Raw genomic sequence first — 14,284 nt, forward strand, 5'->3', positions numbered from 1 at the left:
TAAGGATGGGTGGCAATTTGACGCCGCACGGCTCGAAGGGGCCTGACGGCTAACGACCGGGTTGCTGCCGTTGCAGGTGTGTGCCCCGGCGAAGGCCGGGGTCCAGAGCGCAACGAGCAGAGGTCGGCTCTCTGAAGCCCTGGGCCCCGGCCTTCGCCGGGGTGCGCAAATGGGAAACGACCGGTTGCCGACCAATCCTTTTTCGTCACCCCGGACTTGATCCGGGGTCCCGCTTGAGGCCGAAGCCAGTGAGTGCGTCAAAAAGCGGGATCCCGGGTCAAGCCCGGGATGACGGAAGTGGGTGACGGAATGTCAGCTCACCACCCCAAAACAGACATCGCCTCCAAAAAGGTCTTTCCTACATTATCCGGCCGTGCCAGCCTTCATCCGGCTCTTTCATTCGGTGAACAAAAAGATGGTCGCTGCCTGGCTTTCGGGTGCGACCATGATCGGACATGCCGCGCACATCCAGCAGTCCGCGACTTGCAAATCGGGGCGCTCATAGGGCTGAACTTTCCTGAACTTTGGAATATTGCGCGGCCCTTGCTCCGACCCGATCCCGGATCCAGCCGGGCGATATCCAAAGAGGGTAACGACAGCTCTCACCCCAATATCCGCCGTTCACCGCCAATCTGGATGGAATGGCCGGAAACGAATGATTTTTGTCGATCGCCGTCTTGGTGCGGCTTGCGGAAAGCGGACGGTCAGGACAATCTCGGGCAACATCCTGCAGGCCGGAGTTCATATGACATTTGCGGATAGCTACCTCGGAAGGCTCAGGTCGTTGGTAGGGAGCCGATGTCTGCTTGTTCCTGGCGCGCGCGTCATCATCGCCAGGGAGGATGGGTCGATCCTCTTGCAGCATCGAAGTGACTTTTCGGTCTGGGGATTGCCCGGAGGAAATGCGGAAGAAGGCGAGGATCTGACGGAGGTGGCGATCCGCGAGACTTTCGAAGAAACCGGGCTCAGAATACGAAATCCCAGACCTTTTGGCTTTGGCAGCGATCCGCAATTTGAAACCGTTCGGTTTCCGAACGGAGACGTCTGTCAGTTCTTCGTTATGATGTTCTACGCGACAGAATATGAGGGCCATATTGCGGCGGATAGTTCGGAAACTTTGGATTTACAGTGGTTTAATGCGAATGAACTACCGACAATGCTGGAGAATATGCGTCGAAGTGTCGAGGCATATACCGCGTTTTCAAATACCGGGACATTTCAGATGATATAGGGATGGAATTTCTATATTTTCTGCCCAGCCCGCGTCCAGTTCGAGCGGATTTTTCTCGATAAACGCCAGTCTGTTTCCGATCCCAACGCCGTCGCCGCGCATCAAATTCCGAACAGCTTGGCCAGCGACTTTTCAAGCATGAAAAATTGCCAGATCAGCCGCCCATGGTCGCGCCGCCCCGATTGGTGCGCGGCAACGATGCGCTCGATTTCGGCCATGTCGAACCAGCCCGAGCGCGCGAGCGTCGACGACGTCGCGAGCGCCTTCGCATGCTGGGCGAGCGGGCCGCGGAACCAGTGCGAAACCGGCGTCACGAACCCCATTTTGGGCCGATAGAGAATGTCGTGCGGCAGATAGCGTTCCATCGCCTGTTTCATGATCGCCTTACCCGTCCCGCGCTTGACGCGCATCGATGCGGGCAGGCTCGCGGCGAATTCGATCAACCGGTAGTCGAGGAGCGGCTCGCGCGCCTCCAGGCTGACGGCCATGCTCATCCGGTCGGTCTTGGTCAGGATATCGCCTGGCAGCCAGATCATCAGATCGGCATATTGCGCGCGATCGAGCGCCTCGCGCGCGGGCGCCTCGGCCATGGCCTTCCAATAGCGCGCCTCGGCGACATGGTCGCCGAGTGCGTGATGGGCCGCATCGTTGAACAGCCGCGAGCGTTGCGCCTGTCCCGTCACGCCGACCGCTTCGGCGTAGCCCTCTGCCCCGCTCTTCGACAGGCTGGCCAGCGTGGCGCGGGCGCGGAGCGGACGCGGCGCCCAGTCCATCTGCGGCCAGACGTGCGACAGCGGACCGAGCACGCCGCGGCGCAGGAAGCGTGGAATCAGGCCGCGCAACCTTTCTTCCTGATGCTGAAAGACCAGACGGCGATAGCCGGCGAACGCCTCGTCGGCGCCGTCGCCCGACAAGGCAACCGTCACCTCTTCACGCGCGAGTTCGCACACGCGGTAAGTCGGCAGCGCGCTTGCATCGGCGAAGGGTTCGTCGAAATGATCGGCGATCCTGTCGACGAGCGCGAAGTCGCCCGACGACACGGTGCGCGTGCGGTGATCGGTCGCGAAGCGCTCGGCGATTTGCTGGGCGTAAGCCGTTTCGTCGAGCGCGGCCTGATCAAAACCGATCGTACAGGTCTTGACCGCCTTCGCGCTCGCCTCAGCCATCAGCGCGACGACCGCGCTGCTGTCGACGCCGCCCGAGAGGAAGGCGCCGAGCGGGACGTCCGATACCATGCGGTCGGTCACCGCCGCGCGCATCAAATGGACGAGATGCTCTGCCGCCTCGCCTTCCGAAGCCCGGACGCGCTTCGAGAAATCGGGAGCCCACCAGCGCGTCGGCGCAGGCACCGGCTTGCCGCGTTCGAGCATCAGATAATGGCCGGCGGGCAGCTTCTCTACGCCTGCGACGATGCAATTGTCGTCGGGCACATATCCGAAGGCCAGGAAATCCTCGATCGCGGTCAGGTTCGCTTCCTGCCGCAGCAGCGGATTGCGCAGCAGGCCCTTCAACTCCGACGCAAAGGCCACCGACCCATCCGAGAGACGGACATAGTGGAGCGGTTTTACCCCGAGCCGGTCGCGCGCGAGAAACAGGCAGCCACGCTGATGATCGTGGATCGCAAAGGCGAACATGCCGTTGAGCCGCGACAGGCAGTCGGGACCCCATTGGCGCCACGCCGCGATGATGACCTCGGTATCGCCGCTGGTGCGGAAGCGGTGGCCGCGATCCTCAAGCTCGGCGCGGAGCTCGCGGAAATTATAGATTTCGCCGTTATAGGTGAGCGTGACGATCTCGTCGTCGCTCGCCATCGGTTGCGGGCTGCCTGCGATATCGATGATCGAGAGGCGCAGGTGGCCAAGGCCGACGCCGGGGGCGGTCCACTCGCCCGATCCGTCGGGTCCGCGGTGCTGCATCGGCTGGAGCATGGCGCGGAGGCGCGCGGGATCAACGGGCTTGGCCGTTTCAAGATGATAGATACCCGCGATGCCGCACATATTCTGACGCTTAGCTGCTTTTCAGCGCGCGGTCAGCCATCGCTTTGGCTCCGCCGGACGCGGAAAGGAAATCCTCTATCGCATTGCGGCCCCCGCGCCGCTCCTCGCTCGATATAATCAGCGACAATGCGCGCGGGTCGCCGCCGAGCAGCCGCGCCCTCAGACCCGCGAGTTTCGCCGCGCGCGAGCTACCCGTGATCTTGCCATCGACGAGATACCAGGTCGCCGCGTCGCGTAGCACCGGTCCCGGATGTAACAGTCGTTCGGTCTTCGCACCATCGATCGCGGGCAGCGAGGCGCTCCACGCCCATTTGCTGTCGGGATCGACCGCGCCCTGCCCGAAAGCGACGACCTCGCGCCCTTCGGCCTGCCGTTCATAGCCGCCGATCGCAACTGTTACGACTTGCCCCTTTTCATTGGAAAAATGGTGTAGCTGCCGCCGATCGGCGCCGTCGAAGCGTGGCACCCACGGCATTCCCTCCACGCGAACATCGCGCCATCCCGGCGGCGCGCCGATCGCGATCGTCGCGGGCAAGGCTGCGCTGCGGGAGCCCACCAAATTGCCCCAGCCGACGAACAGCAACGGAACAGCCAACGCCGCGGGGAGCACCAGTTTGGCGGGCCCGGCAAAGCGCGGCACGCCGTCCAGCCCGCGCACATCGACCGCGGCGTCATTTGCCGGCCGGTCGAACCAACGGCGCGCAACAAGCATGACGAGCAGGATCACGGCGCCAAAGAAGAACCAGCCATAAAAGATATGGTCGATCCCGCCAGCGGCCTCGATCCCCCAGATTTCTGCCGCGACCATCGTGCCATAGGCGCGCAACGCGTTGGCGAGGATCGTTGTCGCGAGCGCCGCCACGACAAAGACGATCCGCCGCGTCCAACTGCGGAAACAGAGATGCGCCGCGGATATCGCATAGGCCAGCATCGCGATCAGGAAATTGACGCCCGAGCAGGCTTCGGCAACCTCGAAGAAACCGGCAGGCGTGGTAATGAACACGCCCTCCATCTCCGCCGTTATGCCCGAGAGGTGGAGGAGGACCATGCTGATATGCGCAGTGAGCGTCTGGAGCAGCGGCACCAACTCCTCGCCGAACGGCACCAGCAGCAGCGCATAGCCGAGCGGGAAGAGCAGAGCGCGTACGAGCTTTTCGCCCAGTGTCGCCGCGACGGCCCCTTGCAGCATCAGAATGAGGCCAAGCTGACGGAACAAACCGACGCCCGCCGCCTCACCGACGAGCCATACCAGTCCCGCGCCAGCCATCCATATCAGCGCCGGCCACCAATAGGCCGGCGTCAGCGGTCGCAGCAGCGACACGCGTTGCGACACCAGCCAGCCGATCATCGGCACGATCAGCAGGCAATGGGTAAAGGTCGAACTGTTCCACCAGATTCCCGCTACATCGGCTGCTTCGCGCCAGAAGATCGCAAGGATCGCCGCCGATAGCAGCGCCAGCGCGGCAAGATGGCGTTGCCAGATCGTCATGCCGGCAGCCCGAGCAACTTACCGAGCGGCGCCAAGCGCGCGTTCCACCCGTAACGCGCGATCATCTGCGCACGCGCCGCCTGCCCCATCGCCCGCGCAGCCGCCGGATCGTCGAAGAGAGAAACGACGGCGCCCGCCATCGCGCCCGCGCCGTCAGCGACGAGCAGATGCTGGCCCGGCGCTGCATCGATCCCTTCGGCAGCCGCGACGCTCGCAACCACGGGCCGCGCCATCGCCATCGCTTCGAGCAGCTTGTTCTGGACGCCGCGTGCGAGCAGCAACGGCGCGACGACCACGTCGGCGGCGGCGAGCCAGGGGCGAACGTCGGACACTTCGCCGGTGACAGTGACGCCAGGGAGCGCCGCGAGCGAGCGCACCTCTTCGGTCGGCGCGCGGCCCACGATCGCGAAGCGCGCTTGACTATGGCGCTGGCGGATCAATGGCAGGATGTCATTTGCGAACCACCGGACCGCATCGATATTGGGACGATAATCCATCTGGCCGGTGAAGACGGCCAGCGGCCCAGCGCCCCGCCCGACCGTTTCCAGCGCGGTTTCCGGATCGAAGCGATCGGTATCAATGCCATTCTCGACCGCGCGGACCTTGTCCGCGTTAAGTCCGCTATGGTCGCGAAACAATGCCGCCTCGGCCTCGCTGACGAACAGGCTAGCGCCGACGTGGCGCGCCACCTCAACCTCATAGGCCCCCAGCACGCGCGCCTCGCGCTTATGAACCCAGTTCAGCGGCTGACCTTTATCCTGTTCGGCATAGGTCGCAAATTTGGCGGAATCGACGTCGACGAAATCCATCAGCACCGGCCCGTCAAAGCCAGACGGAATATATTGCGCCATCTGGCCCGAAAAGGCGACGATATGCGTGACATTGCCTCGACCGACGAGGTCATCGACGTGGCGGGCCAGCGCAGCGTTGCGGAACAAATGGTTCGACACGGGCTCGCCGCGCAATATGGCCCGCGCCAGCGCTACGGGACGCGAGCCCTTGCGCACTTCGATCGTCAAGCTCTTGCAAAGCGGCGCCATCTTCGTGCGCGCGGCGGCAGCGTCGGCGTCATTGTCGGCGAGCGCCGCGACATGCATCGGCCCGAGCTTCGAGAGCGCCTCAAACATATGCCAGCTGCGGATCCGGTCGCCGCGGTCGGGGGGCCAGGGCGCGCGGTGAACAAGGAACAGGATCTCGGGCATTAGCCGAGCCCGCGGGCGATCAGCGGGCCGATCCGGTTTGCCGCCCACAGCGGCAGCTTTTTCCACAGGTCGACCTGCAGGCGATATTTAGCGCTGTTCGGATTGGTATCGCGCGGAGCCTCACCCGGAGCGAGCCAGCGGCCGTAGAATAGCGGCTGCGGTTCGAAACCCCAGTTCTTCTTATAGGCGAAGGGACCCGTGCCGGCCTTTGAGCGGCCGAAATCAAAGCGCGTGCAGCCCCGCGCGCGGGCGTGGCGCATGAGGGCAAAGTACATCAGCTCATTGGCGCGGAGGCGGCGGGCGTCGGTTGTGCCGCCGCCCCAATAGGGCATCACCGTGCCACGCCAAAAGAGGCTGAGGACGCTGGCGACCGGGCGCCCGTGTTCGCGGACGGTCAGGATGTCGGCAGCGTCGCCAAAGGCATCGAGGACGGCATCGAAAAGCGCTTTCGGAAAAACCGGAGTACCGAGATTGCGGACGCTTGTCGCATAGATGCGATAATGATCGCGGCGTTCGGCCGGATCGCGACCCGTCGTGACCGTCAGCGTGCTTTCGAGAACTTTGCGGACCTCGGCACGCTGCTTGCGCGGGATGGCAAGAAGCTCGGCGTCGTCATCGGCGGCAAGGTCGCGGGCAAAGCCTGCGTAAACGTCGCCCTCGCTGGTCCAGCCCTCGCCCGCGGGCAGCCCGCCGCCGCGCAATTCGACCGACGGAACGCCGAGCGAACGAGCCATATCCGCCGCGCCCTGCCCGAGCGTCGCGGCCACTGCGGCATTGTCGGCAAGAATGCCGCCATCGACCGCGAAACCGCTGCCGACCAGCGCCTGACCGAACAGCGGCGAGCGGATGTGGTGGAGCGGCAGAATACCAGTCAGCGCGCCGGAGGCATCACGCGCCGTGATGAGATGGCAGCGATGGCCCGTGGCCTTCGTGATCGCCTCGCACCATACACGGCTATGGAACGGCGTCGCGTCGGGATGCGCGGCGACATAGGCATCCCATTCGCCCGCGTCCGAAAGCGGCGCGCCGGAAAAACCCTCCTTCACGGCAAGCGTCGGCGCGTTCACGCCGCGATGCGCCATGGCTGCGCGCGCTGCTGCTGCGCCGAGAGCAGCGCGTCGGCGCGAGTCCACTCGAAGTCGGCGAGCAATTTCCTGAGCTTGCCGGCCATGGCCGATAAGCCGCTGTAATGGCGTATCTTCGACCGGATAGGCGCATCGGCGACCCGCGGCTGGCCGGGATCGATTTCCCATGGGTGAAAATAGAGGATCGCCGGATGCCCCTCCGCGTTCATCCGCGCTATCGCCCAGCGCGTGAAGCCATAGGGCAGAATCCGCATGAACCCGCCGCCGCCGGCTGCCAATGTCCGCCCGGCGAAGCGCGCGGTCGTGACCGGCCATTCGACGAGATCGCTGTCAGGAAGCGGCCGCCATGCGTGGCGCGGGCTTTGCGGCCAGCCATAATGGTCGTGGACCACCGGCGCGACGCTCGACGAATAGGCATAGCCCTGTTCGGCAAGTACGGAATGCGCCCACGGCGTGCGCGTATCGACCGAAAAGCTCGGCGCCCGATAACCGCGGATAGCCAACCCGCCCAAATCCTCAAGGATCGCCTGCGTCTTCTTGAGGTCCGCTGCGAATTCGTCGGCGGTCATGTTGAAGACGCGCTTATGGTCATAGCCGTGGCTGGCAAGTTCGTGCCCGGCCGCGACGATGCGCTTGATCAGCGCGGGATAGCGTTCGGCAACCCAGCCCAGGGTGAAGAAAGTGCCCTTGGCGTTTGCATCGGCAAAAATCTGCAACACCGCGTCGCAATTCGCCTCGACGCGACATTCGAGCGCCGGCCAGTCGGCACGGTCGATCGTGCGCTCAAAGGCGCCGACCTGGAACCAGTCCTCGACATCGACCGACAAGCCGTTCTGCATTTTTGCTCACCTTCATCAGCGGGATAGCCGATTTTGGCTGGGTTGTCAGGCCGCCCAGGTCCGCGAATTCGCCGGATTGGGGGCATTGTCCGGATCGCGTTCAACCCATTCGATCAAGAGGTCGAGCACGCGGCGCAGTGCGGCGTCCTGTTCGACGAGGCGTTCCTCGAGCGACGCGATCTGTTTTTCGAGCGTTGCGAGTTGTTCGGGGTCGATGGTCGGCGCGGCAGGCGCGGCGTCGGATGGGGTCGGCGTGACGACCGGCGCGGGTTCGGTAGGCGCGGCGAAGGGCGCGGTCGCGGCGGCCACGGGTGCTGCTGCCACACGCTGCGGCCATTCACGTGCCGTTTCGTTCGCCGCGGTCGGCGCGACAAAGGGCGCGGGCGTGGGTGCGACCGCAGTCGCGGCCGCCGCAACGATCTCGTCCACCGGCAGCGGCGCGAGCGTCGATGCATCGATGCCGCGATCGGCCTCGATCTCGGCGATGACCGAGCGCACATTCTGCGCGGTGATACGGTTCATCTGCTCAACGGCGCCATAGAGCAGCAGGCGGCTGACCAGCACGTTCAATTTGCGCGGCACGCCTTCGCTATAATCAAAGATTTCCTCGAACGCGTCGGGGCTGAAACTGGGATTGCCCGTCCAACCAACCTTGCCGAGACGGTGGAGGATATAGGGCTCGACCTCCTCGGGCTCCATCGGATCGAGGTGGTGCGTCGCGATCACGCGCTGACGTAGCTGTTCGAGCGTCGGCGAATGGAAAAGCGTCTGACGAAATTCTGGCTGGCCGAGCAGGAAGATTTGCAGCAGCGAATGACCTCCAAGCTGGAAGTTCGAGAGCATGCGCAGCTCTTCGAGCGCCGAGATGGCAAGATTCTGCCCTTCGTCGACGATCAGCAAGGTGCGGCGACCGGCGCGCGCCTGTTCGCGCAGATACTCTTCCATCGAGCGCAGCATTTCGGCCTTGCTCTGCCCTTCCCACTCGATGCCGAACTGTTCGGCGACGAGGCGGAGCAGATCGTCGCCCTCGACCTGCGTCGACACCAGCTTGACCGCAGTCAGCCGGTTGGGGTCGATCGTGTTCATCAGATGGCCGACGAGCGTCGTCTTGCCCGCCCCGACATCGCCGGTGATGACGATGAAGCCTTCGCCTTGGGCTAGGCCGTAACCGAGGTAGGACATCGCCTTTCGGTGGGTGCCGCTTTCGAAATAGAAATGCGGGTCTGGCGTCAACTGGAACGGACGTCCGGTGAAACCATAGAACTGATCGTACATCGCAAAAAATCCCGTTGCTTGGTCAGAAGTTGTAACGGAGTCCCACCAAGGCCGAACCGATAAGCTGACTGTTGAAGCCTTCTTGGTCGAAGGCGTTGATGCTGGCCGCCGCGGTCCCCGTGAGACCGCGCCAGAAGCGCCGCGAATAGGATGTGGTCAGGCCCGCCGACTGAACGTCGCTGGCGCCCGGCGCGCCATTGTCGAAATAATTGACGTAACCCGACAGGGTGAGGTCGGAATCAACGTCGAGCTGACGGCCCGCCGACAGGAAGAGATAATAATTCTCGTCCTTGATCCCGTTGAGATTGCCGATCGGCGACAGCAAGGGCGCGAGCAATTTGCGCCGGTCGTAACCGATGCCGACGCCATAATGCCAACCGCCGAAGCGTGACGACAGTGTCGCTTGCACGCCGCGGCTGCGATATTGCGCCGAGGTCGCGTTACCGAGCTGGTTGCTCAAACAGCCGCCGCCCTGCTGGCCGAACACGCACGGATTGATGTCGCCGCTGATGGGATTGCGCGTGGGGTCGAACTGCGTCGGCAGCGCGGCAAGTCCGCCCGACAGGCCGCGGCCGAAGCTCGAAAGCCCGTCATAGACCCCGACCTGGATCGAGGTCGCATGATCGGCGCGATAGGAGAAGCTACCGGTGTAGATGGTGTCACCGTAACGGCGCCCGACGCGGGCGGTCAGCGAGGTGCGGCGGCTCGGCTGCCACATCACGCCAGCGTCCCAGATCAGCCCGTCGGTGTCGAACGAAAGCTGGCGCGGCGTCGATTTGTCGGTGACGAAGCGGCCATTGGAATCGCGCACCGGTATGCCGTTGGAGTCCACGACCGGATTGCGCTGGCCGATTTCGATATCCTCATAACCGACGCCCCCGAGCAGAGCGACAGTCGGGCCGATCGGCACCGTCACATCGGCGCGGGCGAATTTGCCTTCGTAGCGCTGGTCGAGCTGGCTCGCATCCTCACGCTCATATCCGCCCGACACCTGCCATCCGAACGGCAGGTCGCCCGGCCGCGCACCGACGCTGGCCCATGCGACATGGTTCGTCGAGCTGTCGAAAATATCCTGCGGCTGCGTGCCCGGCGACAGGATCGCGGGTTCGTCGACGTCGACCTTGGTATAGCCGAAACGATAGCCCGCCCCGACGTCGAGCCCGCCGATGCGGCGCGCAAAGGTCGGACCGGCGTAGACCGAATAGAGGTTCGCAACATTGCTGGCGTCGCCGATGAACAGGCCGCTCGCCGCGCCCTGCCCGTCCGCGCGCGTGCGCGTCGCGAGCGCGCCAGCTTCGAGATTGAGGCCACGCGCGGCCTCAATCCGGCCACGGAGAAGGCCGCTGATCGTGTCGGAATCTCCAAGGCCGCCATTCCATCCGATGCGATGTTCATAGCGCACGGTCCCGGCGAGTTCGGCGCGGTTCGTCGCGATCGACGCATCGACGCCGACCGCGAGGTTCGTGTAGGTGAGGACGTCGCCGCCGTTTTTGAGGTCGGCTGTCAGCACCTGATCGATTTCGAGATAGGGGCTGACGTCTACCGTCCGCTGGGTACGGCGCCGTTCAGCGCGCTTTTCGGCGCGCCCTTTTTCGGGAGCAGCCGCGCCGGCCGAGGTCGCGTTACCGCCGCCCGAGGCGGGATCACCCGAAAATTGCGCGTGCGCGCCCGTCGCCGTCCCGGCGAGCAAGAGGGCCGCCAGCGCCGCGCCGCGACGCATGGGGGTGGTGCGCATCACGCGCCTCCTTGTCCGTAATAAGTGCCAAAGCGGCGACCGCCCGGCGAATATTTCACTCCATTGAGGAGCAACTGCATATGCGGACATGCACCCATCAGACCGATTGCGTCACGCAGCGCCGATTCGAGCGTTTCGTCGGCACGCACGACCATGATCGTCTGTCCGACATGTCCCGCGAGCACCGCGGCGGGTGAAGCCGCGAGCACCGGCGGCGAATCGATGATAAGAATGCGCCCCGGCGCGCCCGCTTCGAGCTGCGCGAGGAGCGCCTCGGTCCGCGCCGAGGCGAGGAGTTCGGTGTCGTGCATATGCCCAGTGCCAGCAGGCATCACTTTTAAACCCGGAATGTCGGTCTGGATCAGGCAGTCGCTGAGCGGCAGATGTGGATCGGCGAGCGCGTCCATCAGGCCGGGGCCGTCTTCGAGGCCCAAGGCTTCGAGAACGCTCGGCTTCGCGATGTCGGCGTCGATCAGCAGGACATCATGGTCGGCCTCGACCGCGAGGCTCAAGGCGAGGTTGACGGCCGAGAAGGTCTTGCCCTCGCCCGGGTTCGCCGAAGCGATCAACACGCGGTGGCCGCGCGGCAGGATCGGACGATTGCCGACGCCACCGAAATTGCGGATCAGCTCGCGCTTCACGATGCGATATTCTTCGGAAATGCCTGTAACAGGCGTACCGGGAACGATCATGCCGCGCGACGCGAGGCGTGCACGATCGATGGTGCCCTGCCGCGATGGCACGATCGCGGGAGCTGCCTTTGCGACGACCTTGCGCGGCGACGGCTTCGGCGCGGCGGGCGCGGCTTCGGCGGCCGGCGCCGTCTCGACGACAGGCTCCAGGATTTCAGGCTGCGGCGTTTCCGCCACGGGATCCACCTTGGCCGTCTTCGCCTTTTTGGGCGCTTCGGGCGGCAGCTTTGATACGTCGATCGTCGGCGCATTCGCGACGGGGTCAAGGCCGAACATGTCGGCTGCGCGTTCGAGGAGCGAGGGCGGGCGCTTGACTTTGCGTTGGTCGTTCATGTCATCGTCCCCCGTCACGCAACCATGCCGCGCTGGATGAATTCCGCGACCAGCAGCAAGGCATAGAGACCGACCAGCGCCCCGCCGCCGCCAGCGAGCCACACGAGCTTCTTGCGCCGGTCGAGGTGGCGTTCGGGCGTCACCACTTCGGTGATCGATCCGATAACGGGCAGCCCGCTCGCGCGTTCGAGCTTGGCGGCGGTCGCATAGCTGGCGCGCACCTGACCGAGGCCGAAGGCGACCCCGATGCCGCCGCCGATGCCGGCGAGCAGAACGAGCGTCAGGAACAGCGGCCGGTTGGGCGCTGCGGGGCTGGTCGGTTTCGACGGCGGATCGAGCAGTTCGATCTTGATCGCGTCGGTTTCGGTCTGCACTTCGCCGCGCAGGCGGACCTGCTCACGCTGGCCTAGCAGCTTATCGTACTGAGCCTTGAGCGCGGTATATTCACCGTTGATCCGGTCATACTCGGCGGCGATGCCGGGGTTCTGGATCTGCTGCGTCGTGATTTTCGATATGTCGCCCATAAGCTGGCTCTTGCGGGCCGACAGCGCGCTGACCGTCGCCTGACGTTCGGCACGCATCGCGGCGAGCGAGGCATAGGCAGGGTTCTGCATTCCGCCGCCGCCCGTGCCTTCGCGGTCGGCCATGGCCTTGAGCGACGCGATCTGGCTCTTCAATGCGATAATGTCGGGGTGCGCATCGGTCAGGCCCCGCGCGCGCATCGACGACAGTTCATTCTGCGCGCCCGCAAGCTGCTGGCGCGCCACGCCGCCGCCAACGCCACCGCCTGCGCCGGGGATCGATTGCGGCGTGGAAGCGAGCTGGCCGTTTGCTGCGGCGAGTTGCGCCTGCGCTGACACGAGCTGCGAATCGATCTGGCTGAGCTCGGCGCGCGCCGCGTCGACACGCTGCGCCGGTGACCCACTGCCGCCGGGGATCAGGCCGATGTTCTGCGCCTCGAACGCTCCGCGGCGCGCCTCGACCTCGCGCAGCGCCTTTTCGCGATCGGCGATCTGGGCGTCGAGGAACTTCAGGCCCTCGCGCGCATTCATCCGGCCGCCGCGCAGCTGGTCATCGCGGAACACGGTGATGAGGCTGTCGAGCACGCCCGATGCGAGCTTGGCATTGTCGGCGTCGGACAAGCTGCCAACCGCGACGCTCGAGGTGATTTCGAAGATATTGTCTTGCTGCGGAACGACCTTGATACTCTTTTGCAGCATCGCGACCGCGCCGGCCTTGTCGCGCTCGCTTGCTCCCGGGGGAAGCAGGCCCGTCGTTGCCGCGACCTTTTCCATATTGCGTGCGCTGGTCAGCGTTTCGCGGATCTGGTCGAGTTGCGGACGTCCGCCGCCCTGCGCGTCGTCGGGCAGGATTTCGTTGACGTCGACCAGCAGCCGCGCACGGCTGTCGTAGCGATTGGGGATCGACGCGATCGCGAGCCAGCCGAGGATGCAGATACCCCACGCCACCGCCAGCACGAGCCACCGGCGCGTCCAGACGCTGTGCAGCGCCACCCGGAATTCGTCGTAAAGGCTATTCATCGCTCGCAATCTATCCTTGGGAGATGGGTGGAAGGCGGTCGCTCGATATCAGAACATGCTTTCGGGGATGATGATCACATCGCCGGGCTGAAGCCGCACATTCGCCTTGATATCGCCGCGCTTGATCAGGTCGTTCAGGCGCAGGCCGAACTCCTGCTGCTTCCCGCTGCCCTTGTCGAAACGGACGAGTCGCGCTTTGTTTCCAGCGGCATATTCGCCAAGCCCGCCGACTGCAATCATTGCATCGAGCACGGTCATATTGGCGCGGAACGGGATCGACGCGGGCTTCTCGGTCGCGCCCACAACGCGCACCTGCTGCGAGAAGGTGCTGTTGAAGCTGGTGACGATAACGCTGACGATCGGGTCGGTGATATATTGGCTGAGCTGGAGCTTGATGTCCTGTTGCAGCATGGTCGGTGTCTTACCGACCGCAGGCATGTCGGTGATCAGCGGCGTCGTGATACGGCCGTCGGGGCGGACCTGGACCTTGCCGCCGAGTTCGGGGTTGCGCCACACAAAGATCTGGAGCTCGTCGAGCGGGCCGATGATATATTCCTCGCCCGGCCCTTCCTGGTTCGCGACGAAGTTCGCGCTGGGCAGTTGTGGTGCGCTGCCCCCGGCGCCCATGCAACCCGTCAGCGCGGTCGCAGCGATGCCCGAAACCAGCGCGATGCGCGCGACACGAAGCGAGGAGAACGAAGCCATAATCCAATCAACCTTTCGAGCCGTCAGGGGAACCGCGGTCCGGAAACCCGCGGCGACAGCCATTGCGTCAGCCTAGCCATTGCTCGAAAAGGGTGAACATAATGTTAGTATTGAACTAAGTTTGGACCACGCTTGTCGGAAGATGTCCCGATAAGGAACA

At 64.4% G+C, this 14,284-nt stretch carries 11 protein-coding genes; 1 reads left to right on the top strand and 10 read right to left on the bottom strand.

Translation table 11 applies throughout. The features are described 5' to 3' along the window. Positions 1-655: 655 nt before the first annotated feature. Complete coding sequence (locus tag KEC45_RS12950) at positions 656-1,231, top strand: NUDIX domain-containing protein (protein WP_062178569.1); 576 nt, start codon at positions 656-658, stop codon at positions 1,229-1,231. Between the two features lie 101 nt (positions 1,232-1,332). Here KEC45_RS12950 and KEC45_RS12955 read toward each other — a convergent pair whose 3' ends face one another. From KEC45_RS12955 to KEC45_RS13000, 10 genes are read right to left on the bottom strand one after another with little or no spacing between them, the layout of a single operon-like run. Next, positions 1,333-3,228, bottom strand: a complete 1,896-nt coding sequence (locus KEC45_RS12955) for an XrtA/PEP-CTERM system amidotransferase (RefSeq protein WP_062178566.1) — start codon at positions 3,226-3,228, stop codon at positions 1,333-1,335. A gap of 10 nt (positions 3,229-3,238) precedes the next feature. After that, positions 3,239-4,717 carry an EpsI domain-containing exosortase gene (locus tag KEC45_RS12960; protein ID WP_062178563.1) on the bottom strand — a complete coding sequence of 493 codons (1,479 nt, stop codon included), beginning with the start codon at positions 4,715-4,717 and terminating at the stop codon, positions 3,239-3,241. Beyond that, positions 4,714-5,919 carry a TIGR03087 family PEP-CTERM/XrtA system glycosyltransferase gene (locus KEC45_RS12965; RefSeq protein WP_062178560.1) on the bottom strand — a complete coding sequence of 402 codons (1,206 nt, stop codon included), beginning with the start codon at positions 5,917-5,919 and terminating at the stop codon, positions 4,714-4,716. Before KEC45_RS12965 ends, KEC45_RS12960 begins: the two co-directional genes overlap by 4 nt. Next, complete coding sequence (locus KEC45_RS12970; protein WP_062183625.1) at positions 5,919-7,001, bottom strand: FemAB family XrtA/PEP-CTERM system-associated protein; 1,083 nt, start codon at positions 6,999-7,001, stop codon at positions 5,919-5,921. Before KEC45_RS12970 ends, KEC45_RS12965 begins: the two co-directional genes overlap by 1 nt. Further along, a complete protein-coding gene (locus KEC45_RS12975) occupies positions 6,983-7,843 on the bottom strand; it encodes an XrtA system polysaccharide deacetylase (protein WP_062178557.1) in 861 nt (286 codons plus the stop codon). Before KEC45_RS12975 ends, KEC45_RS12970 begins: the two co-directional genes overlap by 19 nt. Positions 7,844-7,888: 45 nt before the next feature. After that, entirely contained in the window at positions 7,889-9,118 is a 1,230-nt protein-coding gene (locus tag KEC45_RS12980; RefSeq protein WP_062178554.1) for an XrtA/PEP-CTERM system-associated ATPase, read from the bottom strand. A gap of 22 nt (positions 9,119-9,140) precedes the next feature. Then, positions 9,141-10,853: a hypothetical protein gene (locus tag KEC45_RS12985; protein ID WP_062178550.1), complete on the bottom strand. Its 1,713-nt coding sequence runs from the start codon at positions 10,851-10,853 to the stop codon at positions 9,141-9,143. After that, complete coding sequence (locus tag KEC45_RS12990) at positions 10,853-11,878, bottom strand: P-loop NTPase (protein ID WP_062183620.1); 1,026 nt, start codon at positions 11,876-11,878, stop codon at positions 10,853-10,855. The genes KEC45_RS12985 and KEC45_RS12990 overlap by 1 nt, the downstream gene beginning before the upstream one ends. Positions 11,879-11,892: 14 nt before the next feature. Beyond that, positions 11,893-13,419, bottom strand: a complete 1,527-nt coding sequence (locus KEC45_RS12995) for an XrtA system polysaccharide chain length determinant (protein ID WP_062178547.1) — start codon at positions 13,417-13,419, stop codon at positions 11,893-11,895. Between the two features lie 48 nt (positions 13,420-13,467). Further along, the gene (locus KEC45_RS13000; RefSeq protein WP_062183617.1) at positions 13,468-14,124 is read right to left on the bottom strand and encodes an XrtA/PEP-CTERM system exopolysaccharide export protein; all 657 of its coding nucleotides are present in this window, start codon (positions 14,122-14,124) and stop codon (positions 13,468-13,470) included. Positions 14,125-14,284: the final 160 nt, after the last annotated feature.

The sequence above is a fragment of the Sphingopyxis sp. USTB-05 genome (genome assembly GCF_023822045.1).
Lineage (GTDB): Bacteria > Pseudomonadota > Alphaproteobacteria > Sphingomonadales > Sphingomonadaceae > Sphingopyxis.

Coding starts and splice junctions, on each gene's coding strand:
- KEC45_RS12985 (WP_062178550.1), bottom strand. CDS start 10,853: ATGCGCACCACCCCCATGCGTCGCGGCGCGGCGCTGGCGGCCCTCTTG.
- KEC45_RS12970 (WP_062183625.1), bottom strand. CDS start 7,001: ATGGCGCATCGCGGCGTGAACGCGCCGACGCTTGCCGTGAAGGAGGGT.
- KEC45_RS13000 (WP_062183617.1), bottom strand. CDS start 14,124: ATGGCTTCGTTCTCCTCGCTTCGTGTCGCGCGCATCGCGCTGGTTTCG.
- KEC45_RS12960 (WP_062178563.1), bottom strand. CDS start 4,717: ATGACGATCTGGCAACGCCATCTTGCCGCGCTGGCGCTGCTATCGGCG.
- KEC45_RS12965 (WP_062178560.1), bottom strand. CDS start 5,919: ATGCCCGAGATCCTGTTCCTTGTTCACCGCGCGCCCTGGCCCCCCGAC.
- KEC45_RS12955 (WP_062178566.1), bottom strand. CDS start 3,228: ATGTGCGGCATCGCGGGTATCTATCATCTTGAAACGGCCAAGCCCGTT.
- KEC45_RS12995 (WP_062178547.1), bottom strand. CDS start 13,419: ATGAATAGCCTTTACGACGAATTCCGGGTGGCGCTGCACAGCGTCTGG.
- KEC45_RS12990 (WP_062183620.1), bottom strand. CDS start 11,878: ATGAACGACCAACGCAAAGTCAAGCGCCCGCCCTCGCTCCTCGAACGC.
- KEC45_RS12950 (WP_062178569.1), top strand. CDS start 656: ATGATTTTTGTCGATCGCCGTCTTGGTGCGGCTTGCGGAAAGCGGACG.
- KEC45_RS12980 (WP_062178554.1), bottom strand. CDS start 9,118: ATGTACGATCAGTTCTATGGTTTCACCGGACGTCCGTTCCAGTTGACG.
- KEC45_RS12975 (WP_062178557.1), bottom strand. CDS start 7,843: ATGCAGAACGGCTTGTCGGTCGATGTCGAGGACTGGTTCCAGGTCGGC.